Origin of the sequence: uncultured Kordia sp. (assembly GCF_947496985.1) — a bacterium.
Classification (GTDB): Bacteria; Bacteroidota; Bacteroidia; order Flavobacteriales; family Flavobacteriaceae; genus Kordia.
This window is the reverse complement of record NZ_CANMEZ010000008.1, coordinates 179,576-204,942: the sequence shown is the minus strand read 5'-3', so window position 1 is coordinate 204,942 and position 25,367 is coordinate 179,576. Positions and strand designations below refer to the sequence as shown.

At 31.9% G+C, this 25,367-nt stretch carries 27 protein-coding genes; 8 read left to right on the top strand and 19 right to left on the bottom strand.

Annotated features, from left to right (window positions below; all coding sequences use genetic code 11):
- The 11 genes from Q0828_RS18960 to Q0828_RS18910 form a co-directional block, all read right to left on the bottom strand.
- Window positions 1-1,551: immunoglobulin domain-containing protein (locus Q0828_RS18960; RefSeq protein ID WP_298424974.1), on the bottom strand; the 1,551-nt coding region annotated here is incomplete at its 3' end.
- A gap of 304 nt (window positions 1,552-1,855) precedes the next feature.
- On the bottom strand, window positions 1,856-2,686 hold the full coding sequence (locus Q0828_RS18955) for an ABC transporter permease (protein WP_298424971.1): 831 nt from the start codon (window positions 2,684-2,686) through the stop codon (window positions 1,856-1,858).
- 18 nt (window positions 2,687-2,704) lie between these two features.
- Window positions 2,705-3,607: an ATP-binding cassette domain-containing protein gene (locus tag Q0828_RS18950; RefSeq protein WP_298424968.1), complete on the bottom strand. Its 903-nt coding sequence runs from the start codon at window positions 3,605-3,607 to the stop codon at window positions 2,705-2,707.
- A gap of 171 nt (window positions 3,608-3,778) precedes the next feature.
- Window positions 3,779-4,837: a nucleoid-associated protein gene (locus Q0828_RS18945; RefSeq protein WP_298424966.1), complete on the bottom strand. Its 1,059-nt coding sequence runs from the start codon at window positions 4,835-4,837 to the stop codon at window positions 3,779-3,781.
- 220 nt (window positions 4,838-5,057) lie between these two features.
- Window positions 5,058-5,279, bottom strand: coding sequence for a hypothetical protein (locus Q0828_RS18940; protein ID WP_298424963.1), 222 nt, complete (start codon window positions 5,277-5,279; stop codon window positions 5,058-5,060).
- Between the two features lie 138 nt (window positions 5,280-5,417).
- Window positions 5,418-5,654 carry a hypothetical protein gene (locus Q0828_RS18935; protein ID WP_298424958.1) on the bottom strand — a complete coding sequence of 79 codons (237 nt, stop codon included), beginning with the start codon at window positions 5,652-5,654 and terminating at the stop codon, window positions 5,418-5,420.
- A 241-nt stretch (window positions 5,655-5,895) separates the two neighbouring features.
- Entirely contained in the window at window positions 5,896-6,408 is a 513-nt protein-coding gene (locus tag Q0828_RS18930) for a hypothetical protein (protein WP_298424955.1), read from the bottom strand.
- Between the two features lie 27 nt (window positions 6,409-6,435).
- A complete protein-coding gene (locus Q0828_RS18925; RefSeq protein ID WP_298424950.1) occupies window positions 6,436-7,470 on the bottom strand; it encodes a COX15/CtaA family protein in 1,035 nt (344 codons plus the stop codon).
- A 40-nt stretch (window positions 7,471-7,510) separates the two neighbouring features.
- Window positions 7,511-8,935, bottom strand: a complete 1,425-nt coding sequence (locus Q0828_RS18920) for an HD domain-containing protein (protein WP_298424947.1) — start codon at window positions 8,933-8,935, stop codon at window positions 7,511-7,513.
- 96 nt (window positions 8,936-9,031) lie between these two features.
- Entirely contained in the window at window positions 9,032-9,592 is a 561-nt protein-coding gene (locus tag Q0828_RS18915; protein WP_298424944.1) for an L-threonylcarbamoyladenylate synthase, read from the bottom strand.
- Window positions 9,593-9,594: 2 nt separating this feature from the next.
- Complete coding sequence (locus Q0828_RS18910; RefSeq protein ID WP_298424940.1) at window positions 9,595-10,497, bottom strand: glycosyltransferase family 2 protein; 903 nt, start codon at window positions 10,495-10,497, stop codon at window positions 9,595-9,597.
- A gap of 73 nt (window positions 10,498-10,570) precedes the next feature.
- On the opposite strand from Q0828_RS18910, the gene Q0828_RS18905 reads away from it, so the two are divergent.
- A complete protein-coding gene (locus Q0828_RS18905; RefSeq protein ID WP_298424937.1) occupies window positions 10,571-11,167 on the top strand; it encodes a class I SAM-dependent methyltransferase in 597 nt (198 codons plus the stop codon).
- A 6-nt stretch (window positions 11,168-11,173) separates the two neighbouring features.
- Entirely contained in the window at window positions 11,174-12,121 is a 948-nt protein-coding gene (locus tag Q0828_RS18900) for a hypothetical protein (RefSeq protein WP_298424934.1), read from the top strand.
- 69 nt (window positions 12,122-12,190) lie between these two features.
- On the opposite strand, the gene Q0828_RS18895 is transcribed toward Q0828_RS18900, so the two are convergent.
- The 3 genes from Q0828_RS18895 to Q0828_RS18885 all read right to left on the bottom strand — a co-directional run bounded on the left by Q0828_RS18895 (window position 12,191) and on the right by Q0828_RS18885 (window position 14,817).
- The gene (locus Q0828_RS18895; RefSeq protein ID WP_298424932.1) at window positions 12,191-12,781 is read right to left on the bottom strand and encodes a hypothetical protein; all 591 of its coding nucleotides are present in this window, start codon (window positions 12,779-12,781) and stop codon (window positions 12,191-12,193) included.
- A gap of 206 nt (window positions 12,782-12,987) precedes the next feature.
- The gene (locus tag Q0828_RS18890) at window positions 12,988-14,055 is read right to left on the bottom strand and encodes a glycosyltransferase family 1 protein (RefSeq protein WP_298424929.1); all 1,068 of its coding nucleotides are present in this window, start codon (window positions 14,053-14,055) and stop codon (window positions 12,988-12,990) included.
- 6 nt (window positions 14,056-14,061) lie between these two features.
- A complete protein-coding gene (locus Q0828_RS18885; protein ID WP_298424927.1) occupies window positions 14,062-14,817 on the bottom strand; it encodes a glycosyltransferase family 2 protein in 756 nt (251 codons plus the stop codon).
- A gap of 252 nt (window positions 14,818-15,069) precedes the next feature.
- On the opposite strand from Q0828_RS18885, the gene Q0828_RS18880 reads away from it, so the two are divergent.
- The 4 genes from Q0828_RS18880 to Q0828_RS18865 all read left to right on the top strand — a co-directional run bounded on the left by Q0828_RS18880 (window position 15,070) and on the right by Q0828_RS18865 (window position 18,216).
- Complete coding sequence (locus tag Q0828_RS18880; protein WP_298424924.1) at window positions 15,070-15,279, top strand: hypothetical protein; 210 nt, start codon at window positions 15,070-15,072, stop codon at window positions 15,277-15,279.
- Window positions 15,280-15,482: 203 nt separating this feature from the next.
- Window positions 15,483-16,574, top strand: coding sequence for a linear amide C-N hydrolase (locus Q0828_RS18875; RefSeq protein WP_298424922.1), 1,092 nt, complete (start codon window positions 15,483-15,485; stop codon window positions 16,572-16,574).
- Between the two features lie 80 nt (window positions 16,575-16,654).
- Window positions 16,655-17,431 carry a polysaccharide deacetylase family protein gene (locus Q0828_RS18870; RefSeq protein WP_298424919.1) on the top strand — a complete coding sequence of 259 codons (777 nt, stop codon included), beginning with the start codon at window positions 16,655-16,657 and terminating at the stop codon, window positions 17,429-17,431.
- 59 nt (window positions 17,432-17,490) lie between these two features.
- Window positions 17,491-18,216 carry an acetolactate decarboxylase gene (locus tag Q0828_RS18865; RefSeq protein ID WP_298424916.1) on the top strand — a complete coding sequence of 242 codons (726 nt, stop codon included), beginning with the start codon at window positions 17,491-17,493 and terminating at the stop codon, window positions 18,214-18,216.
- Window positions 18,217-18,414: 198 nt separating this feature from the next.
- Here Q0828_RS18865 and Q0828_RS18860 read toward each other — a convergent pair whose 3' ends face one another.
- Window positions 18,415-19,152, bottom strand: coding sequence for a glycosyltransferase family 2 protein (locus tag Q0828_RS18860; protein ID WP_298424913.1), 738 nt, complete (start codon window positions 19,150-19,152; stop codon window positions 18,415-18,417).
- A 50-nt stretch (window positions 19,153-19,202) separates the two neighbouring features.
- Here Q0828_RS18860 and Q0828_RS18855 point away from each other — a divergent pair, with 50 nt between their 5' ends.
- On the top strand, window positions 19,203-20,033 hold the full coding sequence (locus Q0828_RS18855) for a glycosyltransferase family 2 protein (RefSeq protein ID WP_298424910.1): 831 nt from the start codon (window positions 19,203-19,205) through the stop codon (window positions 20,031-20,033).
- Between the two features lie 226 nt (window positions 20,034-20,259).
- Here Q0828_RS18855 and Q0828_RS18850 read toward each other — a convergent pair whose 3' ends face one another.
- Together Q0828_RS18850 and Q0828_RS18845 are read right to left on the bottom strand one after the other, a co-directional pair.
- Window positions 20,260-20,829, bottom strand: coding sequence for a class I SAM-dependent methyltransferase (locus Q0828_RS18850; protein WP_298424907.1), 570 nt, complete (start codon window positions 20,827-20,829; stop codon window positions 20,260-20,262).
- 1 nt (window position 20,830) lies between these two features.
- The gene (locus tag Q0828_RS18845) at window positions 20,831-21,895 is read right to left on the bottom strand and encodes a glycosyltransferase family 9 protein (protein WP_298424904.1); all 1,065 of its coding nucleotides are present in this window, start codon (window positions 21,893-21,895) and stop codon (window positions 20,831-20,833) included.
- 292 nt (window positions 21,896-22,187) lie between these two features.
- Here Q0828_RS18845 and Q0828_RS18840 point away from each other — a divergent pair, with 292 nt between their 5' ends.
- Window positions 22,188-22,949 carry a lipopolysaccharide kinase InaA family protein gene (locus Q0828_RS18840; protein WP_298424899.1) on the top strand — a complete coding sequence of 254 codons (762 nt, stop codon included), beginning with the start codon at window positions 22,188-22,190 and terminating at the stop codon, window positions 22,947-22,949.
- Window positions 22,950-23,172: 223 nt separating this feature from the next.
- Here the strand turns inward: Q0828_RS18840 and Q0828_RS18835 are convergent, their stop codons facing one another.
- Together Q0828_RS18835 and Q0828_RS18830 are read right to left on the bottom strand one after the other, a co-directional pair.
- On the bottom strand, window positions 23,173-23,988 hold the full coding sequence (locus Q0828_RS18835) for a 2,3,4,5-tetrahydropyridine-2,6-dicarboxylate N-succinyltransferase (protein ID WP_298424897.1): 816 nt from the start codon (window positions 23,986-23,988) through the stop codon (window positions 23,173-23,175).
- A 209-nt stretch (window positions 23,989-24,197) separates the two neighbouring features.
- The gene (locus tag Q0828_RS18830; protein ID WP_298424894.1) at window positions 24,198-25,364 is read right to left on the bottom strand and encodes an acyltransferase family protein; all 1,167 of its coding nucleotides are present in this window, start codon (window positions 25,362-25,364) and stop codon (window positions 24,198-24,200) included.
- Between the last annotated feature and the right edge of the window lie 3 nt (window positions 25,365-25,367).

Below are 25,367 nucleotides of genomic sequence, written 5' to 3'. Positions count from 1 at the left end.
CAACACCGAAAAACCATCATTGTCATCATCACAAATGAGTTGATCATCAATGACGTTAGCTGTAGGAGTTGTGAATATAGTCAGAGTTGCTTGTCCTTCTAGTGGGCATTCTCCATTATTTTGATCAATAGTAACTTCATATAAACCAGCATCAGCTAGTGTAACATTTGTAAGGTTTAACTGGAACGTAGTTTCAGCTAAAGGGTTTCCTTCAAACGTCCATGTATATGTTGCGCCAGGGATATTGTCTGCTGTAAGGGTATAGTTTTGTGTTGTGCATAATACTAAATCTGTAGTAGAAACTCCGTTACGAATAATGTCAATTGGCGTTGCAAATAATGATTGGATAAACGGAGGAAGGCCAATTCTTGAAAGGTTAGTATTGGTATTTGTGATATCTACTAAGATTCCATTTTCATTGTATATGACAGTAGGTCCAGCAGCTTCAGGGTTTTCTATAATTCCTAAAAACTGACCAGATGTCGCAACATTATTAAAATCTAGCAAAGCTCTGTATATTCTTCCATCAATTCCAACTTGAATCGCACCAGCAGAATAAGTAGAAGAATTATCTACAGTAAATTGAGAAGCTGGAATATCAGCAGCGAGTAAATCGTACTGAAGTAATAAACTGTTACCTGTTCCAGAGTCTCCAAGTCCGACAGTAGCATATAGTTTTGTAGCTTCAGGGGAGAATTCTACTCCATAAGGAGAATCTCCATCATATAATTCAATTTCATTACTTACAATTCCAGTACTGTTATCAAAATCATATAGCATTACTTTTCCAGGACCATTTCCACCTTCTGTATTGGTAAGTCCTAAATGAGCTGCTGCTAATTTATCACCAAGGGGAGATGCTTTTAAGTATCCTAAAGCGTTTCTTCTGTATCCAGAAATTGGAATAGTTGTCGGAGTATTACTTACAACCGGAGTTGTATTGACTCCTACAGCGTCAACTCTAAAAGAATAAAAATTATTGATAAAGTGAGTGATAACCCAAAAAGAATCACAATCTGCACTTTTTACGGCAGATATTTTTTCAGAACACTTAAAGCGTGTTTCTTGAGCATCTGTAGTATCATATGTTATTAATGGAACATTTTTTTGCGCACCATCAACAAAACCAATTCCATCTGTCATGTCTACAACAGAGTAATTTAGTCCATTATTAACTCCACCATCATTATGATGTGGTTCATCTACTGTAAAAATGTAATAGATATTTGCATCTTGTGGTTTTGGCACAATAATCGCCGAAGAAGTACTAGAGCTATCACCATTCAAACCAGTACCATTTGTCATGATAGTGTGATTTCTATTCCAAACAGTAATTCCATCAGTATAAAATAATAATTCTCCGTCTGAATCTGAAATAGAAGCACAACCTTCTAAAGTGTCTAAACTACCATTGGTAACTGCTGAAACAGTGCCGGTATTAGGATCGAATTGTAATCCTGCATTTTGACCAAAATACCAATTAGCCGCTTCTCCTTGTGCAAAAATTAATGTGGGTACTACTATAAAAACGAATAGTAAAAATTTTCTCATTTGTAATCGTTGTTTTCTGTGCATGTAAAATGCTCAATGCCTAAGTAATAACTCGTTTTCAGTGTTATTATTTTATGATATTGAGGATTAATCTTTTGTGAGTAATGTGTGTTTGAAATAACAGTTCTTATAAAAAAAGCTTTTTGATTTTAGAAAAAGGGAAATCATAAAAGCATTTATAGCGAGGTATTTCATAGCAATTTTCAATACTCATCAGTTGGCAAAGATACTAAATTACAAACCAAAAAAAGAGCGAATTTCTCCGCTCTTCATGTAAAATCTATTGGTTTGGTATACTATTTTGTTATAAATCTCTTCTTTTTAATAATTTGTATGATGCAAAGATGTAAATGAAAATCCAAGTGCCTGCAATTAAGAACTCATACCAGTATACAGGATAGTCAGTTACCACCATATCAGAAGGGTTGTGTAATGATACAATTCGGGTAGCAGGTTCGTCAATTAAATTCCACATAGATGTGAATGGGAAAAACTGCATTACCTCATTTGAAATTTCATAATTGTACCATTCAAATCGGAACAATCCGTATAAGATTAATTCTAAAATAAAACATATAAATAAGAAACCTAAAGCAAAAGCTGATCGCTTAATTAAAACACCTACAAATAAACATAAACTAAAGAAGGTCAGTAGTTTTACGAAGTATGCTAAGATAAATTCAGAACCACTAAATATAGTGTCTAAATATAAATCTTGTGAAGGTGTATTGAGGACTCCAATACTAAGTGTAATCAAAAATACGACAAGCGTAATGACTACTGAATAAGCTAAAATGAAGTAAAATTTAGAAAGAATGACTTCTTTTTTACTCAAACCATCAATTAAATTCTGTTTTAAGGTTCGGTTACTGTATTCATTCCCCATCATGGAAACTACCACGATCGCAAAGAAAAATTTAAATCCTGCTATGAAAAAAGTGGTTACATGCCAGATGTATGGGAACTCAAAAATTTTAGTTTCTGATAAGTCAAGTGTAAAATATCCAAAAAAGTTAATCTTTATAGAAGAAAGAATTAAAATGGATAGTGGAAATATAAAGGATATTAATAATAATATTTTGCTGGTTCTATTGAGCCAGAGTTTTTGAAATTCTATTTGTAGTAAACGTAACATAGTCGATGATGAATGAAATTAGTTAGATTGATTTTCGGTAAGGATTAAGAATTGTTCTTCCAAGCTTTCTTTTCGTTGCACTAAGTGTGATAAGATAATACCTTCTTTAAACATTTGCTGGTTAAAATCGGCAGCACTTAATGGTTCAGTTAAAAAAGCGGTAATCAATCCATCTAGTCTTTTAATTTTTCCAAAAGATGTATGTTTTTGTAAATACGATAACAGTTGATCTTCCTGATCCGTTTTTAATTCAAAAAATCCTTGACTCGCTACCATTTCATCTACGCGTCCCGAATATATTTTCTTTCCTTTTCTTAAAATAACCACATGCGAACATACTTTTTCAACTTCATCCAATAGGTGAGAAGCTAATAAAATAGTAGTTCCTTGTGAGGCAATTTTTTTAATAATCTCTCTAATTTGATGAATTCCTTGTGGATCTAATCCATTCGTTGGTTCATCTAAAATTAAAATTTCAGGATCATTTAACAAGGCAGAAGCAATTGCTAAGCGTTGTTTCATTCCTAATGAAAAAGTTCTAAATGGGCTGTGTTTTCGCTCTAAAAGCCCAACGAGTTCTAGTTTTTCGTCAATTTTGCCTGTAGAAACATTTTTAATTTTACAAACCAATTTCAAATTGTCAGAAGCTGACATGTATGGATAAAAATTTGGTCGTTCAATAATAGCACCTACTTTTTTCAAAGCATCATGCACGGCAACATTTCCATCAAACCAATGGAAACTTCCTGAAGTTTTGTTAACAACATTTAAGACCATTCCTAAAGTTGTGGATTTCCCACTTCCATTAGGTCCTAAAATACCGTATACATTCCCTTTTTCTATGGTAAATGATAAGTCTTGTACTGCTTGTATTAAACCAAATTTTTTACTTAGGTTTTGCAGTGTTAGAATAGTTTTCAATATGATATAGTTTTTTGATTGATTGTATATAATTGACGACTCAATTTGAAAATTGTTACAAAATAGGAAGAAAGCTTTTCATAAATTAAAGAAATTCCAATGTGAGAATAGGAAACTGTTGATGTAAAATAAAAAAGACCTTACTAGTTTTTTAGTAAGGTCTTTTTTTATTTATGCTTTTTGTTCTTTGTTAAAATAAACTAAGTAATAATACATTTGTTTTTCTTCGTCCCAACCTTTTTCTACAAACTTTTCTGCAGATTCAGGGTTGATAAAGTCCATTTTAATTTGAATATTCGTATCTAAACTAATGGTGTTTTTGATGCTTTTACGTGCAGAAGAAACTGCTTTGTTTGCAATTGGAAACTCCGAAACATCTTCTATACTATATTTTGGACCTTTCTCCACTTTGTAATGTTTAAACTCCGGAATCAAATCTGGGTTTTCAATGACATCATTTAAAAACTCAGTCTCTTCAAACGTATCGTTTTTTGCAAAGTGATTCACAGCTCTGTTCATAAACATTACTTCTTCCTTTTTATCTTCCGCAGGGAAAACTACATCTTTAGCAAAGTTTTGACAGAATTTTAAATATTTTTTAGTGTAAAAGTTCTCGTCAGCAAACGCATCCACACCTAAGAAATGATCTAACCAATATTTAGTATCATACTTATTACTATCAACAGACAAAATTTTGTAACCTTCTTCCTTTTTTACATTGAAAATGATACAACCTTTATCGAGTTTGTTTAAAGAAACTCCTTGTTGTAACAATATATCTAAGTTGCTGTCTTTTTCTTCAAATTGAAGGAAATCATGCTTAATCTCAGATTTGAAAATTCCGATCGCATCTACTTTTTCATTATCAATTACTGTATTTTCAAAGTAACCAACATATACTTCCCCACTTTTAATATGCGGATGTTGTGATTGTTCAAATAATAAAGAAGCGATTTTTTTTGAATTTTCATGAATCGAAGATGAGTCGTCAAATATAGAACTTACAATTGCGTATAAAGGATTAAACTCAATATCAACTTCATTGGTAAATTGAAAATAATTTTCTTCTTTCTCACGGAATGACTTGAAGAAATATTCTTTAATCAATGGCATTATTTCATCCGTTAATTGATACGGTTCTGCCGAAAGAAACACATTTTCGTTTCTACTTTTATTTCCTACTTTGTGAATAGATAAAGAATCTATTTGTGCACTGTATAAATTAATCATTATAGGGTATTGTATATTATTTTCTGAGAATAAATTTTTCCAGAACTAAACTATAAGCAGTTCCAGAAATATGTTGCTGTTTGGCAAAAGTACTAGAAAAAAAGTTAAAAAATGACTTGCCTTCACTCGTTTTATTCACAATAAAATAAGAATCTTATACACAAATGATTTTAGGAAGATTAAGATCTAAAAAAAGCGAACCGAAGTTCGCTTAATTATTTTACTTGTCTCCAGTGCAACCGTGACACGACCATAAAGGACAGGTCATTGTTTGATCAGTTCCTCCTGTACATCCAGCTTCAGAATTACAACCAGGTCCATCAATAATAGAAATAATTGTCATAATAGTAGGAATACTTCTTCCTCCATTAACTGAACCTTCTTGAAGGTTAGACACAGAACTCTTGTTTAATTTCAATGATTTTAAATTTCTTTTTTTCATAATGATAAGGTTTACTGATTAATTATTGATTCAAACCTATATGAATTAAAACGAAGAAAAAAAATATGTCCATCGTGATTTATAAATTTCGAGAATGAAACTAATAAATTGATTGTTAGAGCTCACTTTGTAAATTTTCTATTTATTTCCCGTACAACCAGTTAATGGTCCAGTACATGCACACGAATCTAATGGGCAAGTTAACGTTTCATTAGGTCCTCCTGTACATCCAGCATTAGAATCACATCCAGGTCCGTCAAGTATTGAGTTAAGAGTCATAATTATGCTAGTACCACCTCCATTTACGAATCTTCCTTGTAAGTTAGAAACAGATTTTTTGTTAAGGTTTAACGATTTTAAATTTCTTTTTTTCATAAAAATAAGTTTTAAGTGATTAATTAATGATTCAAACCTATATGAATAAAAAATAAGAAAGAAATTATGCCAATCGTGATTTATAAATAGCGATTAAGAGACCTTTGAAATGTACTATTTTACTCGCAAATAGCAGTTGAGTACATTTAAATGAATTCGCCAAGTTTGTTGAAAGGGTAGCAAAGTTTGTCAAAAAAATCACGAAACTTGTCAAAAAAAGGGTAGTCGAATGTAGTTGAAACTAGTTCCAATTTTCATCAAAATTTAGACTATCATAATCATTGATGTCTAAATCTTCATCGTCACCTTCCAATCCGTAAGGATCTTGTTCGGCTTCAAATTGTTTATCTGGTGCACTATCAGGTAAAATTCCGTGAGAGAATAACAAATTCGGATAAGATTCACCAGTAACAGGTGCAGCAATTTCAGCAAGTTCTACCAAAAATGTCCACATATTTAAAAAATCGTATACATAAATCAAACGTGTTTGATCTTCTGAAAGTACACCATCTAACGTAGTTTCATTCATCAATCGAATAGAATCTTGACCTTCACTCATGTCAAACTGAGAAATTTCTTCTCCTTGATTCCATTCATCATCACTTACGTAAAAAGACGCCATTTCCATTCCATCAAATCCAAACGCTTGTGTAATGGCATTATTGAAGTCTTCAAAAGTTGCATCTTCCTGAATTTCAATATCTCGGAACACATCTTCTGTAGCATCTAATATAACTCTGAATCTATAAATCATGACCTTTTAAAAATTTGGATTGCAAATCTACAAACTTTCTGCGTTGTTTAACGCTTTATTTGCTTCTAAGATAAGATAAAATTGAATTCCGAATAAAATCGTGGCAATTACTATATGTATCGTTTGTGTTCCAAAAGGAAAATCAAAGTAATACATTGAAATTCCAGAAATGATTTCTAAGGCTAATAAAATCATAACCCAATTTACTTTTTTGAAACCTAATTGTAATTTTTTAAATCTGTAAAACAAAGCTACATTTACTAATAATACAATAATAGAAAATGTTCTATGAATGTAAAAATCTAGTTCAGGACTGGCAAGCCATAAGTCTTTACTCGTTTCTCCAAGTGTATGAATTTGCTCATCTACAAACTGTCGAACTTGTGTTCCTAATACTGTTTGAATCAACGTTAATACCAGTGAAACATATAATAATTTGGTAAAAAGACTATCTTTTTTATGCGATTTAATTTTACTCGAAGTCACATGTACAATATATAACAGCACGGCAACAATAACCAATGCCATAACCATATGAATGGTGATTTTAAAAGGCGCTAAGTTTGAATCTACTACTGTTTTTCCCAACCAAGCTTGAAATCCCATTCCCAATACTGTAAAGAAAGATAAGAACGTAATAATTTTCCTTTCTTTCCAATACCAAAACGAACCAATAAGTAATACCAACGTGGCAAGTCCGGCTAAAGCACCAAACAATCGATTGATATATTCTACCCATGTATGAGATGCATTAAAAATTGCATAATCATGTTTAGTGTATGGTTCCCAATTTACACTGTCAAAACTAGTTGTAGTTGTAAAATCTGTTTTGGCAACTTGTAAAGCTTCATCTACAATAATCACCATTCCATCTTCATAAAAATGATTGGCTTTCCATTCTAATTGTGATTGTTCTGTGGGAGGAATATAATATCCGAAACATTTTGGCCAATCAGGGCAACCCATTCCACTTCCTGTCATACGTACAACAGCTCCAGCAATAATTACAAGATATACCAGTATAAGTGTAATTTTAGCAATCTTATGAAAATATTTTTTCATCAATCTATATATTTAGTTCGGTTTGATGAAGTATGTATACTTACTTTGATACATGTACTTCTAAACCTAATGATTTTCCTTTGGCAAGCATAAATTCATATGCAGCAGTGTGTTCATTTGGAATTTCACCTTCCAGAATTGCTTCTTTAATAGCATGTTTAATGATTCCGATTTCTCGAGAAGGTTTTAAATTGAATGCTTTTATGATTTCTTCACCTGAAACTGGCGGTTGAAAATTACGTACATGATCACGTTCTTCAACTTCAACAATTTTTTGACGAACTATTTTAAAGTTGTTATGATACTTAGCAAACTTTTTAGGATTCTTTGTAGTAATATCTGCTTCACATAAAGTCATTAAATCTTCAACATGATCACCAGCATCAAATACCAAACGACGAACAGCCGAATCCGTAACACCATCTTGAGATAATACTATAGGACGAGAACTCATCATCACCATTTTTTGAACAAATTTCATTTTTTCATTCAATGGCATGCGTAAACGTTTAAAAAGTTTAAAAACCATTTTTCCGCCTACAAATTCATGTCCATGAAATGTCCAACCATTCTTTTTATGAAAGCGTTTTGTGGGTGCTTTTCCTATATCGTGTAATAAAGCTGCCCAACGCAACCAAACATCATCCGTATGTTCAGATATATTATCAACAACTTCTAATGTATGGTAGAAGTTATCTTTATGTGTTTGCCCTTCTTTTTCATCAATTCCTTTTAAGGCTACTAATTCTGGTAATATATGTCCTAAAAGATTTGTTTTTTCTAATAATTTAAGACCGATGGAAGGCGTTGCACTTGATAAAGTTTTATTCAATTCTACAACAATGCGTTCTTTTGAAATAATTTCAATTCGATTAGAATTTCTAGTAATAGCTTCCAACGAAACAGGATCAATTCTGAAATTCAATTGTGTTGCAAATCGGATAGCGCGCATCATACGTAACGGATCATCAGAATAGGTAATATCAGGATCAAGCGGCGTTACAATTCGCTTATCTTCTAAGTCTTGTAAACCGTTAAACGGATCTAATAAATCACCAAAAGTATTTTCATTTAAACTTAACGCCATTGCATTAATAGAAAAATCACGACGATTTTGATCATCTTGAAGTGTGCCATCTTCCACCGCAGGATTACGACTGCCACGTTCGTAGCTTTCCTTTCGGGCGCCTACAAATTCTACTTCAATTTCTTTTGTTTTAATCATGGCAGTGCCATAATTTTTAAACACTTGTACTTTCGAGTTTCCAGGTAGGAGCGAAGCTACTTTTTTTGCAAGTTCAATTCCGCTACCAACTGCAACGACATCAATATCTTTAGCATCGCCACGTTTCAAAAGGAAATCGCGTACAAATCCACCAATCACATACGTTTCAAGCTGTAATTCGGTAGCTGCTTTTGAAATTGTAGAAAAAATATCGAGTTGTAATGCTTCTTTGTAATTCATTAATCTTACTACTAGGAGCGTTTTTTTAGTGTATGAGTTTTTAGTATAGAAGTTTATAAAGTTCAAACAACTAAGAACCAACAACGAGCAACAAATTTACGCTCTAATTACTTTAATTTCTCCATTGGACCGCAATTGTATAATTGTCGATGGTTTAGAGATTTTTTTTTCGTTTTGCAAATTTACAACATAGTCCACACCTTTTAAAATCTCAGCACTTATTTCTTTGTAGCTTTTTGGCGTAGGCTGCCCACTAATATTTGCAGAAGTAGATACAATTGGACGTTTAAATTTACGAATGAGTTTTTGACAAAATTCATCATCAGGAATTCGAATAGCCAAGGTTTTGTCTGAAGCCACTAAATTTTTAGCAATATCAACAGGATTATCATAAATGATTGTAGTGGGACTATTGGAAGCTTCTAATAAATCATACGCAACATCAGGAATTTTTTCAATATAAAGTTCTAACATACGAATATCACTTACCAAACAGATTAATGCTTTGCTTTCTTCACGATTTTTTAAAGCGTAAATTTTAGCGACAGCTGCTGCATTTGTCGCATCGCAACCTAATCCCCAAACGGTATCTGTTGGATATAATATGGTGTTTCCTGATTGTAACTGATCAAAAGTTTTTTGAATTTCCTCTGTCATGATTAAAAACGAATTTCCTGTTTTTGTTTTAAGGATTCAGATAAATGCGCGCCTCTCCACACCAAACCTAACATAAACCATTTTTTTGGTTTGATGAGAAAACTTAAACAATAATATATTCTGATGAAAAGATATTTTGCATAGGAATAATTTTTTTTAATTACGTACATGTGCGAAATCATACCTTCTTTACTGATTGCTTTAGAAGTACCTGTGCTTACACCTTGATAGTGTAAAATTTTTGCTTCAGGGACCAATACACTTGCATATCCGTGTTGACGCATACGGAAACAGATGTCCATTTCTTCAAAATAGAGAAAAATATTTGTGTCAAATCCGCCAACTTTTTCAAAAGCTTCTCTTCTAAAAAACATAAATGCACCGTTAACAAAGTTTACAGAAACGGGTTCGCTATATGTTTTTTTTCGTTTTGGAAACTGCTTAGACCAGTTTTTCTCCAAGAAACTTCTTCCTAATAATAACTTTCGAATGCCTTTGTTGTGATCAAAAGAAATAACATGTTTATCATGTTCGTCATAATTTTGCGCAGTAGAAACACCAACTTTCGGATTGGTTTCCATGTATGAATGTAAGATTGATAAACAATCGTTTTGCAACATCGCATCATTATTCAGAAATAAAATATACTTTCCATTTGTGAATTGAGCGCCAAACATATTTCCACCACCAAAACCAGTATTAATAATACTTCTGTGTAATGAAATGTCTTTGTGTTTTGGGAAGTTTTTTTGCAAATGTTCAATATCTTCTAGTTTGGAATTATTATCAATTACCACAATTTCATATGACAATGTCTTGTCTGTAAATTGAACAACGGAATTTACACATTCAAGTGTGTATTTTGCGGTATTATAATTAATAATAACAATAGAAATATCTTTCATAGATGTAGTTGTTGCACAAAATTACATAATTTGGGTTGAATTTTATACTTTTGCGCAAACACAAACCACAAATATGGGACTTCGTTCAAAATTAAAAAAATACCTTTTACACAAAAGATTGCCAATGGAAACTTATGTTCCGGCAAAAAAGACTACTCCAGAAAAGATGATAAAAATCGTAACCGCTTGGGAAGGATTGGAGTTAATTATTGAAGATATTTTAGATCGCTTTGATATTGGACGCGATTCTTGTATTGAATTTGGTGTGGAATTTGGCTATTCTTCAGTTGTATTTTCAAATTATTTTAAAGAAGTAAAAGGTGTCGATATTTTCATCGGAGACGAACATACGGACCATAAAGGAGATCATTATGACAAGACAAAAGCTTCTTTAGCTGAGTTTACAAATATTGAATTGATTAAATCTGATTATCGTGATTGGATTAAGGAAGATACAAAACAATATAACTTTTCGCATGTAGATATTGTTCATAATTATAAAGAAACCTATGAATGTGGTTTATGGGCAGCGCAACACAGTCAATGTACCGTTTTTCATGATACAGAAAGTTTCCCTGAAGTGCGCAGAGCTGTGATTGATATCGCGAAAGCAACAGGGAAAAAAGTATACAATTATCCGCATTGTAACGGATTGGGAATTATTGTTTAATTTCTGTTGAATTCACCCAAAAAAATACTCATCATAGCACCTTTTGCATTTGGCTATACAGCACATATTCAAAAGGCATTACAACAATATAACCATATTGATGCAGAGATTTTATATCTAGATAAACCTGCTTTTCACTATAAAAGTACGTTTCACAAAGCACAGAATTTTTTTTCAAAATTAATTTTAGGAAAGAATTTAAAGAAGACTTTCGTAACCGATAGAATCAAAGCTTCTGTAAAAGCATTAGGAAAGCAAGATGAAATTTTTATCATTCGCCCAGATGTATTGAATGATGATTTGTTAGGTTTTATAAAAGATCATGCCAATAAATTCATTGCGTATTATTACGATAGTACACGACGTTTTCCACGCAAAGTTGATATTATTCCATTATTTGATAAAGTATATAGTTATGATCGATTGGATGTTGAGAAATACAATTTAGAATTACTGACAAATTATATTTTTGAAGAAAGCAATCATCAAGAATTTGACTATCAGTTTTTCAATATTTCCACGAATGATTATCGTTTTCCGTTACTTGAAAATTTAGCAAAATACCTAAAGGAAAATAAATGGACATATAATATTCAAGTATATAATGGAAGTAAAATGCCAGCGGAGCATGTTGAGATTATTACAACACAAAAATCGATTACAGAAGTTTCTGAGTTGATACAAAAGGCAAAAATTATAGTTGAAATTCAACGTACGGAACAAGTTGGTTTGTCATTCCGAATCTTTGAAGCCTTAGGTCATCGAAAAAAACTCGTTACGACGAATAAAGATATTGTGAATTATGACTTTTACCATCCGCAAAATATTTTAGTTGTGGATGAAAATAACATCCAAATCCCAGAAGACTTTGTCAACTCTCCTTATATGGAAATCGATGACAAAATCCTTTCAAAGTATAGAATTGAAAATTGGGCGCAATCAATAATTGGTTAAAAAAAATGTTGTGATTTTCAATAAAAACCACAACATTCGTTAAAAAATTCCTAACCTAAAGAGTTAATTTTATTGTCTTGTATACACTATAGTTACGTTGCCCTGTAGCGTTTCAACAGTTCCATCTTGTTTTAAAATAGTATTATTTGGAAAGAACATCTCTTCATATGTAAAGTTAAATGTTAGTGTTTGCTCATCATCTGAAAGTGTTGCGGTAAAAGCCAATTCTCCAGAGTAACAAAAAGATACAATATTTCCTTCCTGACTGTAGTTTGGAAATAGACCATCACCAATTAAACAACCAATACCTTGTGAAAGGTTTCCATTGCCATCATCATTCACTTCCATACTTACTGTATGATAAGTAGGATTTCCTGCTTTAAAGTTGGTTCCAAAAGTCAATAAATCAGCAGAACAAGTAGTTTCAATATCTAAATCATTCGTAAAGATACCATCGCCATTACCATCTAATTCAGTAGCAATAATAAAACTCGTTCTTGCCCATGTACTTCCTATAACAGCTGGCGGATTGTCAGGGTCAATTACGCAATCAACATCGTCTATTAGTGAATTGGGATCGTTTATTTCAACAGATTGATCTTCAACTGTACACGCGGTAATACTACTTAGTAATAGTAGTGTAATAATAATTTTTTTCATAGCAATTGGTTTTAATTAATATACATAGGGTAGATGTATATTTTTAAAAAAGGTTGCGTGTTGTCCGAAAATTATCTTTAAATTTTTGATTGTGAGTTATCAGTTTTTATCATGTACTTTACAAATAGTTATTGTGTTGAACCCAATGGAAATGAAGAAAATGAATTGTAGAAAATAGAAGTTTAATAATTTCAAAGCAAAGCGATCTATATCAAACTTCGATACACTTCTTCGTATTGTTTCGCAGTTGCATTCCAGTCAAAACTTTGCGCACGTTTAATGTAAGCTTGTTCGTAGGTTTCTTTATTGGTTTCAAAAGTATGCATGCCTTTTTCAAACACTTCTACCATATATGTTGGATCGTACTGTTCCCAAAAGAAAGCATGATCACCACCAATTTCAGGTAATGAAGTATTATGTGATAAAAAGACAGGTTTTCCAAAACACATAGCTTCAATTGGCGGAATTCCAAAACCTTCACGTAACGATGGAAAAACAAAAGCAGTACAGTTTTGTAAGTAATACTGTTTGTCTAAATCATCAATTTTTCCTGTAATAATAACACGATCTTGCAAATTATATTTTTGAATGGTTTCTGCAAGTTTTCCATTAGCGTATGCAGTATTGTTATTTCCTGAAAGAACTAAATTGAAATCAGGTAACAATGCCAGCATTTCTACTAATGTATGAAAATTTTTGCGCGGTGTAAATTCGCCAATACTAAATAAAAAGGGTTTTTTAGAAACTTGTGGTGGTACATGATTTTCAGGAAGCGTTACTTCTCGAATCGGATTTCCATTGTAAATTACATATTCAGGAACATTGGGAACATTAAAATGTTTGTGTGTTGATGCTTTTGCAAAATTTGAGATATAAGTAATGGCATTACTGCGTTCAAGCTTTTCGCGAAAACGAATATTGCGCTCATGATTCATGTCACTTGATTCTTCTTCAATAAAATTTACATCATGAACCGTTAATAAATACGGAATATCATGATAGGGTTCAATCTTTATATTTTGGTTTAAAGAATGCCATAAATCGTACTTTTTACGAATACGAAGCATTGGATACCGACGAAATGATTGATATTTTTTGTAGTCAAAATAATTTCCAAATTCGTCTTTGAGCTTGCCGAGGTTTTTCGCGTGAAGCGTCATTTTAAAATCATCAATATTAGCTTGGTATAATCCTTTTATCAAATGATAATTGAACTGACCAAACCCGAAATGAAGGTTTTTAATATTATGTGATTCTAAAAAAACATTTTTCATAGCGAATTATTCAATTTTTCGATACATCGTCCACAATTGTAAATAGCGTTTAAATACCGAAAACGCATGGACATAGCATAAAATAAATCCTTCTTTTCCATCCAAAATACCTAAGCGTAAAAAATATTGATGCAAAAAACGATACAAAGGTCTAAATATAAAATGATACGCATTTGGCCGCACATTTTTTTTGTATAATGCTTCGGCTTGTAAACGACTATAATGACTTAATTTTTGATTGTAATTATCAAAATCCTTATAGGTTTGATGTGCTAAAGCATGTTGTAAAGTGCCAATTTTTTCAGTAGTTTCAATGGTTTCGTGCACAGGTTTTCCATTATAACGACAATATTTTTTATGAAACAAACGAACTGAAATATCAGTTTGAAAACCACTATACTTCATGCGTTTTCCCATAAAATGGAAATCACGTTTTACATGATACGCTTTCTTGGGATTCTCTGAATTTACAGTGGCAATAATTTCATCAATCAATACTTTTGGAATTTCCTCATCCAAATCAAAAAAGACAATCCAATCATGTGTGGCTTGATCAATAGCAAAGTTTTTCTGGGATGAAAAATTATCAAACTCACGTTGAATTAAAGTAATGTCATATTTCTTGGCAAGTTCTACTGTGTTATCAGTACTAAAGGAATCTACAATGATGATTTCATCAGCAAAGGCAAGTTGCTCAATATATTTCTCAATATGAGCTGACTCATTGTATGTAATTGCTAAAGCAGTAATTTTTGTATTCATATAAAAATGAAGATCCCTTTTTCTTTTGAAAATTATTGTACGTCGACAAAAGTAATGATTTTACACTGATTTCAATGTGTAATTGTTGATTAACGATTTGTGAATGTAGAAAATATAAAAGTGTAAATACGGCGGAATATTTAAAGCTTTCATTACAATCGATTATTCGACAATCGTAGCTATGATTTCTTTTTTATCGCTTTGACTTTGTCTAATTTCAAACTATTATTAATTTTTAAAACCTTAATTATTATGAAAAAAATGAGTTTAAAATCTTTGAAATTAAACAAAGAATTAATTTGCACTTTTAGTACATCTATTACTGGAGGAGGTTTAGGACCTGAGGAGAAAACAATTTATAAAACAAAATGCGATATTACTACATGTTGCCCTACAGAATCTCTATTTGGGTTTTGTTATACACAAAATCCAAATGATTGTATCGCTCCACCAAACCCTTAAAATTAAGAAATGTTAATAGAAAGCGAACTTCGGTTCGCTTTTTTTGCTTTTAGAACTGCATAATTGAGGTTTAGAACATTTTTCAATGCAAGTAGAACATTAAAAATAAAGTGAAAGATGTGAATGATTATATTTAAAGAAGCCTTTTTCAACTTTGAAAGGAAAGAAAATATAATATTAACCCCAAATTAAACCAAATTATTATGTGTACACGCGTACTATTTAAATCAAAAGCGAATGAAAGCTATGTTGGTAGAAACATGGATTGGGCAGAAAATCCAACACCTCAATTGTGGGCAATGCCAGCAAATGTCAAAAGAAAGGCAGTGGCAAAAACAAAAAGAGGACAAGAGTTTCGATGGAAATCAAAATACAGCAGTATTATTGTTTCTAATTTTGACATTGCTACTTCTGACGGATTGAACTCTGAAGGACTCACCGCAAATTTATTATGGTTATCTACTTCCGTATATCCTTCAGTGCCACATCATGAAGATGCGTATCCATTAAGCATGAGTATTTGGACTCAGTACATACTAGATATGTGCAGGTCTGTCAAAGAAGCTATATATGCTATGAAAAATATCTACATTCAAACAACTGTGATTCCAGATAGTGGAGATAAGCTTGCTACGTGCCATCTGTCTGTTGGTGATAAAAAAGGAAATTCAGCTGTTTTTGAATATATTGACGGACGTTTGCATATTTTTACAAATGTAGATACGAGTGGAAAAAAATTTAAAGATTATCCACATTACATTAAACATTATGATCTGGATCAGATGGCGGTAATGACCAATGATCCTAACTTTAATACGCAAGTAGCTTCTTTAATTTATTGGGATGAACTAAATGAAAAATATAAAAAAGAAGGTGCTCCAGCGATATTGCCAGGTTCAAATTGGTCTTTGAGTAGATTTATACGTGCAACTTATTTTAAAAGAGAATTGCTTTCAGATGTCAAAAAAACATATGCTTTGGCACAATTATCTGCAGTGATCAATAATGCAGCACAACCGCCAACAGCGGCTGATGCTTTAGATTTAAGTAGAACACAATACAGTTCTTTTGCTGATCAAGCAAGGCTACAATATTTCTTTCGTTCTGCATACGGACCTTTTTTAATATGGATTAATCTACGAGAAATTAATTTTGATAACCTGAAAAAAGGATACGCATTTAAACTAAGTTTAAATCAAGATGGTGTTTTTGAAGGTTGTAATGGTTATGGAAGTGGAAATTTAAATACATATCTAAAAGAAGAAAAAATGTTTGCGTTTTTACCAATTGAGTAGATCTTTTTACGATTAAAATTAAATAGATTTAGAAAATTTATAGCGTTGAGAAATTACTTTTTTTACGGGAAAAAGTCTACATGAGTATAAAGATTGTTATTTTTGAGTCTTTTAATGATTCAATCTTAAAACTCATGCCAAAATTGCCAATTTTAATGTATCACGGTGTTTCAAAAAATGCTGCTGATAGTAAAGGATTAACAATTTCAACCGCAAATTTAGAAGCACAATTTCGCTATTTAAAAGATAACGGCTACGTTAGTTTGCATTTTTCAGAATTACAAGCATTAAAAACAGATGAGAATTATCCTAAAAAAACAGTGATGATTACATTTGATGATGTCTATGTAAATCAACTCGAATTGGCGTATCCGTTATTGCAAAAATATGGTTTAAAAGCAAGTTTCTTTATCCCTTTTCAGTATGTTGATGGTGTAGATGAATGGAATACAGGAAAGGAAAAACTCATGTCTATTGCACAGTTGAAAAGCATGGATGAAGCAACTATTGAACTCGGTTTGCATTCGTTTGCGCATAAAAAATATCCTGAATTATCTCTTGAAGAAATTGACGAAGATTTTGAGAAATGTAAAAATTTCATCATCTCTAACCGTTTGAATGTAAGTAATGTATTGGCATATCCATATGGTAAATATCCAAGGAAAAATCCTGAGCAGGATGCTTTTTTTAATCAATTGGTAAAACATCAAGTGGCGTATGGTTTGCGTATTGGAAATAGAGTCAATAGATTTCCATTTAAAGATAACTATCAAGTGCAACGTGTTGATATCAAAGGAGAAGATTCAATATCAAAATTCAAGCGAAAGCTTATGTATGGGAAATCATTTTTCTTTTAAAAATCATTCTTTGTGATAGAAAATCTAATCAATCTTGTAATTCGTTTAAGAATCAAATTATGGACAGATTCAAAAATATCTTAGGGATTTTTACCATCATTTTCATCATAAGTTGTAATTCTAAAACACAAAAACCTAGCATAACAACTTATGAAGATGTAAAAATCATCAGTGCGATGAAAAACGCAATGTGGAAAGGCGAATTACAAGGGAAAATCGATTTAGACACCATTTCAAATAAAAAAGGACTATACGGAATTGGACCTGAAAGTTACTTAAGAGGAGAAATTCTGATTAATGATGGAAAAAGTTATGTATCAAGAGTAACTTCTGACTCTACGATGACTGTGGAAAAGAGTTTTAATGCTGAAGCGCCTTTTTTCGTTTATGCAAATGTTACCGAATGGATCACTGTAGAATTGCCAACGACTATAAAAACAATTCAGGATGTAGAGAAGTTTATAGATGAAAAAACGAAAGACTTCAAGCGTCCGTTTGTCTGTAAGCTTATCGGAAATGTGAAAACAGCAACGATTCACATACAAAATTTACCGAAAGATTCTAAAGTCAGTTCGCCAAAAGAAGCGCATCAAGGACAAGTTAATTACGAACTTGAAAATGAAGAAGTGGAAATTATTGGTTTCTTTTCAACCGAACATAAAGGTGTATTTACACATCATGATTCTGATATTCATTTACATCTTATTACCAGAGGTAAAGACAAAATGGGACATGTAGATGCTGTTGAATTTGATAAGATTATTTTGTATTTGCCCAAAAAATAACTCTAATACTAAAAGCTAATTTTATAGGCAAAAGAGTTCTTAGGGAAGAACTCTTTTGGTAGTAAAATAAAAAAGGGGTGATGTATTTTTTCAAATACACTACTCAAAATTACTACGAAATTGTTTTCTAATTAAAAATTTTAGATAAATGAAAGGGAATTCGTAGACGAATAGTAATAAAAAGTTTTTGAGTTTAACTTATCGAATTCCTTTTTGAAGTAACATTAATTTTACGTATCTTGAAAAGACGCCGTATGCGTTAATTCCTGCAACAGCCAATCCTGGAACGCCATCCATAAATCCACGTTTTACAATGTATTCATGGAAAAAACGATATAACGGTTTGAAAGCTAGGTGAAAATAAGTTGCTTTTTTTCCTTTTTCCAACATCCGTTCAGCCTGAAACCAAGCATAACTATCTTTTTTACTGATATAATGCATTAACCCTTTATAAGTATAATGTAATACTTTGTTTTTGAGCTTTCCAACTGAGCCGTCAACAATCAATTTTTCATGTACATTTCCTTCAAAATGACACTTTTCACGTTTTACCAAGCGAGTGACGTCATTATTATGAAAATATAAAAAACGATTCATGTAAAAATGTGGAAAATTCAATTTATACGCCGTATGTTTTCCAGAATTCATTGCTGTAATGATTTCTTTTTGAAGCTGATGCGTAATGCGTTCATCTCCATCTAAAAATAAGATCCAATCACAAGTTGCAAACTGTAAAGCATGATTTTTTTGATTGGAAAAATTATCAAATTTTCTAGAAAGTACTTTACATCCATGTGCTTCAGCAATGGCAACAGTTTCGTCCGTACTTAGCGAATCAATCACAATAATTTCATCTGCAAATTGCACAGAATACAAAGCATCCTTTAGATACAAAGCTTCGTTATACGTAGGAATGATGACAGATAATGTTAGCATGATAAATTTAAAGCACAAACTTACTAAAAAACTTTATCTTTGCAGTCTGTATGACAACAATAGACACTTCCATAATTATAAGTACGTACAACTCACCTGAGTGGTTGGCAAAAGTATTACACGGTTACAACAATCAAACGTATCGTTTGTTTGAAATTGTAATTGCAGATGATGGTTCTAAACAAGAAACCATTGATTTGATTGAAGAAATCAGTAAAGAAGTCTTTTATCCAATTGTACATGTTTGGCATGAAGACAATGGTTTTCAGAAATCTCAAATTCTGAATAAAGCTATTGTGAAATGTAGTACGCCGTATATTTTAATGTCTGATGGTGATTGTATTCCGCGCGCAGATTTTGTAGAGCATCATGTAAAGCATCGTGAAGAAGGGTTTTTCCTTTCGGGAGGTTACTTTATGCTGCCAATGAATATTTCGGAACTCATTACAAAAGAAGATATTTACGAGGGCAATTGTTTTGATGTAAAGTGGTTGAAGCAAAACGGTTTAAAAGCTTCGTTTAAGAACAATAAATTAACATCTGCAGGATTGAAATCACGCTTTTTAAACGCAATTACACCAACAAATGCTAGCTGGAATGGACACAATGCTTCTGGCTGGAAAAAAGATATTGTAGCTATTAACGGATTTGACGAACGTATGCAATACGGAGGACAAGATCGTGAATTGGGCGAACGTTTATTCAACTATGGTTTAAAAAGTAAACAAATCAGATACAGTGCCGTTTGTATACATTTAGATCATCCACGTGGGTATAAAAACCAAGAATCGATCAATAAAAATTTAGCCATCCGTAAAACAACCAAAGACGAAAACAAAAAGTGGACGGATTTTGGAATAGTGAAAGGAAGTATTGAGTAATTAGAACTGAGTAGTAAGTTTTGGTTGCTTCACTCTTAGATTGTTAGACTTGCTTAATTCTTTTAGGATTTTTTAGATACGTCTTTGCGAGAATTTTTGAAAATTTGTGGCAATCTGTGTCTTTTAAAGAAAAAGTATAAACGATACAAAAAGATTACTTCGTCATGCTTCCTCGTAATGACGTTTCAGGAGAATACTTTTACATTTAAAATTTAGCATTCAACATTTATAATTTATACGCTCCAATCTTCCAATAGGTTTTTTCTTCATCCGTTTTTACAACAGTAAAATCGAGTTGCTGTAGTTTTTCAAAATATTCCCAACAACCGATACCTTCACGATAAATAGATACAATCAAAACTCCATCCTCATTCAAATGATCTAGCATACGATCTAATACGTTCTGTTTTTCAGAATCATGTACATAATAAAATGCTTCATTAAAAATAATGATGTCAAATTTTTGATTGGGTGTGTAGGTGTGAATATCTGCCGTTACAAATTCAGCTTTTGGAAATTTCTTTGTTTTAGCTTTTTGAATTGAGACATCGGAAAAATCCATTCCTAAAAAATAACTAAACAAGTCAGCATCCAAATATTCGTTTAGCACTCCTTCGCCAGCACCTAAATCTAGAATACTTGGTTGTTTTTTGGCATGTGTAGTAATATGATTGATAATTGTTTTGTAGCGATCAGCTTCAATAGGCTTGCGCAAATTGTCCCAACGACCGCTGCGGTATTGTTTATTCCAACGTAATTTTCTGCGCCAATTATGAAATTTATCTATAATATTCATGCTATTTTTTTATGTGTAAAGCTAAAAACTGTTCCAATTTAGGAATAATCATTTCTGGCGTTAATTTTTTGTATAAATCGTGCGGATTCTCCTCAATTTTTTTGCGTTCTTCAAATGTAAAAGTATCAAATAAATCGGGTTTTTCCTCTAATAAATGAATAGATTCGTGTTGTTTTCCATCTTCAAAACTAGCCCAATGATCTTTATTTACATACGGTGAAAATATAGTAAATGTTGGTTTGTTAAGTGCTTTTGCAATATGAACAATACCACCTTCATTAGCCACCATCACATCACATGCATACATCAGTCGAACAAAACCACGAATACTATCTTCGTAAATATCTAAAATGATACTGTCCTTGTTAGTACACATTTCATAAATCTTATCAGCTTCTGCTTTTTGGTGTGGTGCATAGTTAAATAAGATATGAACCTTGTAGTTACTCGTAATATAATCTACAATTTGTGCAATATATTCATATGGCATTGACTTTTGCGGCGTACTTCCTAAAATTCCTAACATCACAACAGGATGTTGATACTTGTCAAGTTTTGTATATACTTTCTCTTCTTCCTGTAACGTGATTTTCGGTTCGTAATCAGGATTCTCTAATGGAAAAACAGATGTAATTAAATTGACTCTATCTTCAATTGCTTTTCCACAAACTTGTGTTTTTTCATCTAATAAATTAATCGGATGTGAGTAGAAGGGAAGTGGTAATTTTTTATGCTTTCGTTTATTTCCAATACGATAACTTGCTTTAGAAAAATAGCAGATCAAACGACTTTGTAATTTAGAATACGGATCAAAAATAATATCATATTTTTCTTTTCGAACTTTACGAATCATTTTGATTAGATTAGGAATCTTTTTTAATTCCTTTTCATTAATCGGAATAATAGTATCAATATTCGGATTCTGCTCAATGACACCTGTTGTAAAGTCGTAAGCCATGAAATCAACACGACTTTCAGGATATAGTTTTTTAATATTATTGGCAATTACAGAACTAATCAAGACATCTCCAATGCGTTTATTCTGTATAATTAATATTTTTTTCATGCAGTTATGAATATGAATCTAAGCAATAGATGCAAAGTATTATTTTTTCGGCTGTTATTAAAATTTCATTTCATCTATTTGATTTTTTCGTGCGAAAAACTAAAAAAAGCATTAATATTTAGTTAAAAATAAGCACCAGATTATAAATGAATGAAAAAGATGTTTCAGAAAATCAAATCTTTTAAAACTGTATTCTATAAACGTATTGATCTAGATCCTTTTATCATACAATATTAAAAAAATATGTGATTTATCATGATTTCATATATCTTTGGCGAATAACAGTCTATTCATGCAAGTCGTACACATTCATCCTAATTATGAGGCTAAAAAAGAGAAAATCCTCACTTTTATCAATGCTTTTGATGCCGAAGGAGAATATGTAACTAAAGGTGAGCGAAACGTTATTAAATCCTTTGATTTAGATGGAGAAACGATAAATATTAAATCGTTTCGAGTTCCAAAAACGTTCAATGGATTTGTATATAAATTTATTAGAGCTTCCAAAGCAAAACGATCGTATGAATATGCGGAGCGATTAGCTGTAAATGCTATCAGAACGCCTGCGCCAATTGCTTACATTGAAAATCATTCTACTTCAGGACTGAAAGAAAGTTACTATATCAGTAAACATATTGAGTACGATTTTGATTTCAGAGCATTGATTCATGATCCATTATTTGAAGATCGAAGAAACATTCTGGAACAATTTGCCGAATTTTGCTTTCAATTGCATGAAAACAATGTCAATTTCTTAGATCATTCTCCCGGAAATACATTGATTGTGAAACGTGATAATCATTATGATTTTTATTTAATTGATTTAAATCGGATGCGCTTTGAGTCATTAAATCTTGATCAACGTATGGAAAATCTAAAACGACTTTGGTTGTCCAAACAAATGATTCATATCATTAGTAAACGTTATGCAGAATTGGCAAATAAAGAATTGCACGAAGTCCAAGATTTACTTCTTAAACATAGTCAAGGATTCAAGCGAAAAATCAATCGTAAAAAATATTTGAAGAAGAAGTATCTGAAAAAGAAGAAGTAATATCAGTATTCAGTATTGTCATTTCTGCGCAGGCAGGAATCTATAATAAATAAAAAAAGCGAACTGAAATTTCAGTCCGCAATCATATTTTATTAGCGCTTATTTAGTCGTCATTACGAGCAAAAGCGAAGTAATCTGTCTATTTAATAAAACAGATTGCCATAAGTTTTTTCAAAACTTTCGCAATGACGTTGATGCAGTCTAAAAATCTAAGAAGTCTAGACTAAACCGCTACATCATGTTCACGTAACGCATCATTCAGTGAAGTTTTTTTGTTAGTACTTTCTTTACGTTTTCCAATTATTAAAGCACACGGAACTTGATATTCTCCAGCAGGAAACTTTTTCGTGTAACTTCCAGGAATCACAACGCAACGTGCAGGAACTCGTCCTTTCATTTCTATTGGTTCGTCACCCGTAATATCAATAATTTTAGTAGAAGCTGTCAAAACCACATTTGCACCTAAAACGGCTTCTTCTTCAACTCTAACGCCTTCCACTACAATACATCTTGATCCTATAAAAGCATTATCTTCAATAATCACTGGCGCAGCTTGTAATGGTTCTAAAACTCCACCAATTCCAACACCACCAGATAAATGTACATTTTTACCAATTTGTGCACAACTTCCAACTGTTGCCCAAGTATCAACCATGGTTCCTTCATCTACATATGCACCAATATTTACATAACTCGGCATCATAATTACACCTTTAGAAACATATGCTCCATGACGCGCAATAGCATGTGGTACAACTCTAATTCCTTTTTCAGCATATCCGCGTTTTAATGGAATTTTATCATGAAACTCAAAAATTCCAGCTTCCAACGTTTCCATTTTCTGAATTGGGAAATATAAAACCACCGCTTTCTTTACCCATTCATTTACTTGCCAACCGTCTGTAGTTGGTTCGGCAACGCGCAATTCTCCAATATCAAGTAAGTCAATTACTTTTCGAATGACAGCTTGTGTGTCTTCATTTTTCAATAATTCTCGGTTATCCCAAGCATTTTCAATCGTTTCTTTTAGTGCAATCATGTTTTATATTTTTTTTGGTGTGCCCTCCAAATGTCGGTCAGGCTATTCGCTATATCTCCCTAGAAAATAGGGAGGATGCCGCTGCTATCCTTCACACACGTACTAAGCAAATTTATAAGTACAAATATAAAATCTTCTAATGGATTATTTATGAAAATTTACACATCTAACAGAATTCTATAAATTGAATAGAAAACTATATTTCTTAATTATTTTCTAGGGTATTTTCTTCCGTTCAAAAATTGACCAATAAATGTATTTCGAACGCAATAATGATAGGTAATAAAACAAACTATAGTGGTTAATAAAACGACAAGTGTAAACTTTAAAAATGTGCCAATCGGTAATTTCCAAACTATAATTGGAAACAAAGCAGTCAATGGTAAATGAATTAAATACACCCAATAGGAAGCGTCTGAAATGTAACGCATTCGTTTTGAGTACTGACTTCCATAGCGAATAAAAAGTCCTGTAATTCCGAAAATAAGAAACCAAACAGTCAAAGCACTAAAAGTAATTAATAACGGAGAATTGCTAGTTGGCGTCAAACCAAGATTTGAAAACTGAATAATAAATCCTTGAATTATCACTAAAAGAAAACCAAAAATAGTACAAAACCAATCGTGTTGCATTAATGTTGGTAACTGTAGTTTTACGGTATACAAAATCCAACCCGCTACATAGAAAAATACAAAATAGACAAACGTATTTGTTTCTGGAAGTAAAGAAACCGAGGAAGCAATCATTGGTGTCTTTAATATAGAAAGTATCACAAATGTTATTCCTGCAAAAAACAGTACTCTTATAAGTGGTCTTTGAAAAACCCAGTTAAACAGCTTTTTGATTGTTGAGGTGACTTTAGGAAACTTTTTTAACACAAGTGCAATGATAACTGTAAATCCCGTTAAATAAATTAAATAATATAAAAACCACAAATGCGAAGTGATTTTTGGAATGTAAAAATAGAATTGAGAAAAAGGTGCAAGTGCTTTTGCAAAAGCGTTTGGTGTTTCACTCAGTATAAAGTTAGAATAATTAAAAGAAAATGATAAAATAGGCGCCAAGAGACATAAAAACACAATAAATGGAAATACAATTCTTTGCACTCTATTTTTAATCATTTTTAGAGGTGTTCGCTCATAAAAAAGCATCGCACCAAAAAAACCTGCAATTAGAAAGAAGATTGGCATTCGAAATGAATGAATCAATAATACCAAAAAGTCCGTAGCAATATGTGTAGATTCAGGATCTTTTATGTTCCAAACATTTCCATGATTTGTTACATTATACGTTAGCGCAGAATGTAGTACTAAGCCAAGTATCATCATAATAGCGCGTAAAGAATCGAGGGAATGTATGCGGGCGGTTTTTTTCAATGA

Excerpts from the sequence above, each read along its gene's own strand:
- Q0828_RS18955 (WP_298424971.1), bottom strand. The coding sequence starts at position 2,686 with ATGTTACGTTTACTACAAATAGAATTTCAAAAACTCTGGCTCAATAGA.
- Q0828_RS18945 (WP_298424966.1), bottom strand. The coding sequence starts at position 4,837 with ATGATTAATTTATACAGTGCACAAATAGATTCTTTATCTATTCACAAA.
- Q0828_RS18940 (WP_298424963.1), bottom strand. The coding sequence starts at position 5,279 with ATGAAAAAAAGAAATTTAAAATCATTGAAATTAAACAAGAGTTCTGTG.
- Q0828_RS18935 (WP_298424958.1), bottom strand. The coding sequence starts at position 5,654 with ATGAAAAAAAGAAATTTAAAATCGTTAAACCTTAACAAAAAATCTGTT.
- Q0828_RS18930 (WP_298424955.1), bottom strand. The coding sequence starts at position 6,408 with ATGATTTATAGATTCAGAGTTATATTAGATGCTACAGAAGATGTGTTC.
- Q0828_RS18925 (WP_298424950.1), bottom strand. The coding sequence starts at position 7,470 with ATGAAAAAATATTTTCATAAGATTGCTAAAATTACACTTATACTGGTA.
- Q0828_RS18920 (WP_298424947.1), bottom strand. The coding sequence starts at position 8,935 with ATGAATTACAAAGAAGCATTACAACTCGATATTTTTTCTACAATTTCA.
- Q0828_RS18915 (WP_298424944.1), bottom strand. The coding sequence starts at position 9,592 with ATGACAGAGGAAATTCAAAAAACTTTTGATCAGTTACAATCAGGAAAC.
- Q0828_RS18910 (WP_298424940.1), bottom strand. The coding sequence starts at position 10,497 with ATGAAAGATATTTCTATTGTTATTATTAATTATAATACCGCAAAATAC.
- Q0828_RS18905 (WP_298424937.1), top strand. The coding sequence starts at position 10,571 with ATGGGACTTCGTTCAAAATTAAAAAAATACCTTTTACACAAAAGATTG.
- Q0828_RS18895 (WP_298424932.1), bottom strand. The coding sequence starts at position 12,781 with ATGAAAAAAATTATTATTACACTACTATTACTAAGTAGTATTACCGCG.
- Q0828_RS18890 (WP_298424929.1), bottom strand. The coding sequence starts at position 14,055 with ATGAAAAATGTTTTTTTAGAATCACATAATATTAAAAACCTTCATTTC.
- Q0828_RS18885 (WP_298424927.1), bottom strand. The coding sequence starts at position 14,817 with ATGAATACAAAAATTACTGCTTTAGCAATTACATACAATGAGTCAGCT.
- Q0828_RS18880 (WP_298424924.1), top strand. The coding sequence starts at position 15,070 with ATGAAAAAAATGAGTTTAAAATCTTTGAAATTAAACAAAGAATTAATT.
- Q0828_RS18875 (WP_298424922.1), top strand. The coding sequence starts at position 15,483 with ATGTGTACACGCGTACTATTTAAATCAAAAGCGAATGAAAGCTATGTT.
- Q0828_RS18870 (WP_298424919.1), top strand. The coding sequence starts at position 16,655 with ATGAGTATAAAGATTGTTATTTTTGAGTCTTTTAATGATTCAATCTTA.
- Q0828_RS18865 (WP_298424916.1), top strand. The coding sequence starts at position 17,491 with ATGGACAGATTCAAAAATATCTTAGGGATTTTTACCATCATTTTCATC.
- Q0828_RS18860 (WP_298424913.1), bottom strand. The coding sequence starts at position 19,152 with ATGCTAACATTATCTGTCATCATTCCTACGTATAACGAAGCTTTGTAT.
- Q0828_RS18855 (WP_298424910.1), top strand. The coding sequence starts at position 19,203 with ATGACAACAATAGACACTTCCATAATTATAAGTACGTACAACTCACCT.
- Q0828_RS18850 (WP_298424907.1), bottom strand. The coding sequence starts at position 20,829 with ATGAATATTATAGATAAATTTCATAATTGGCGCAGAAAATTACGTTGG.
- Q0828_RS18845 (WP_298424904.1), bottom strand. The coding sequence starts at position 21,895 with ATGAAAAAAATATTAATTATACAGAATAAACGCATTGGAGATGTCTTG.
- Q0828_RS18840 (WP_298424899.1), top strand. The coding sequence starts at position 22,188 with ATGCAAGTCGTACACATTCATCCTAATTATGAGGCTAAAAAAGAGAAA.
- Q0828_RS18835 (WP_298424897.1), bottom strand. The coding sequence starts at position 23,988 with ATGATTGCACTAAAAGAAACGATTGAAAATGCTTGGGATAACCGAGAA.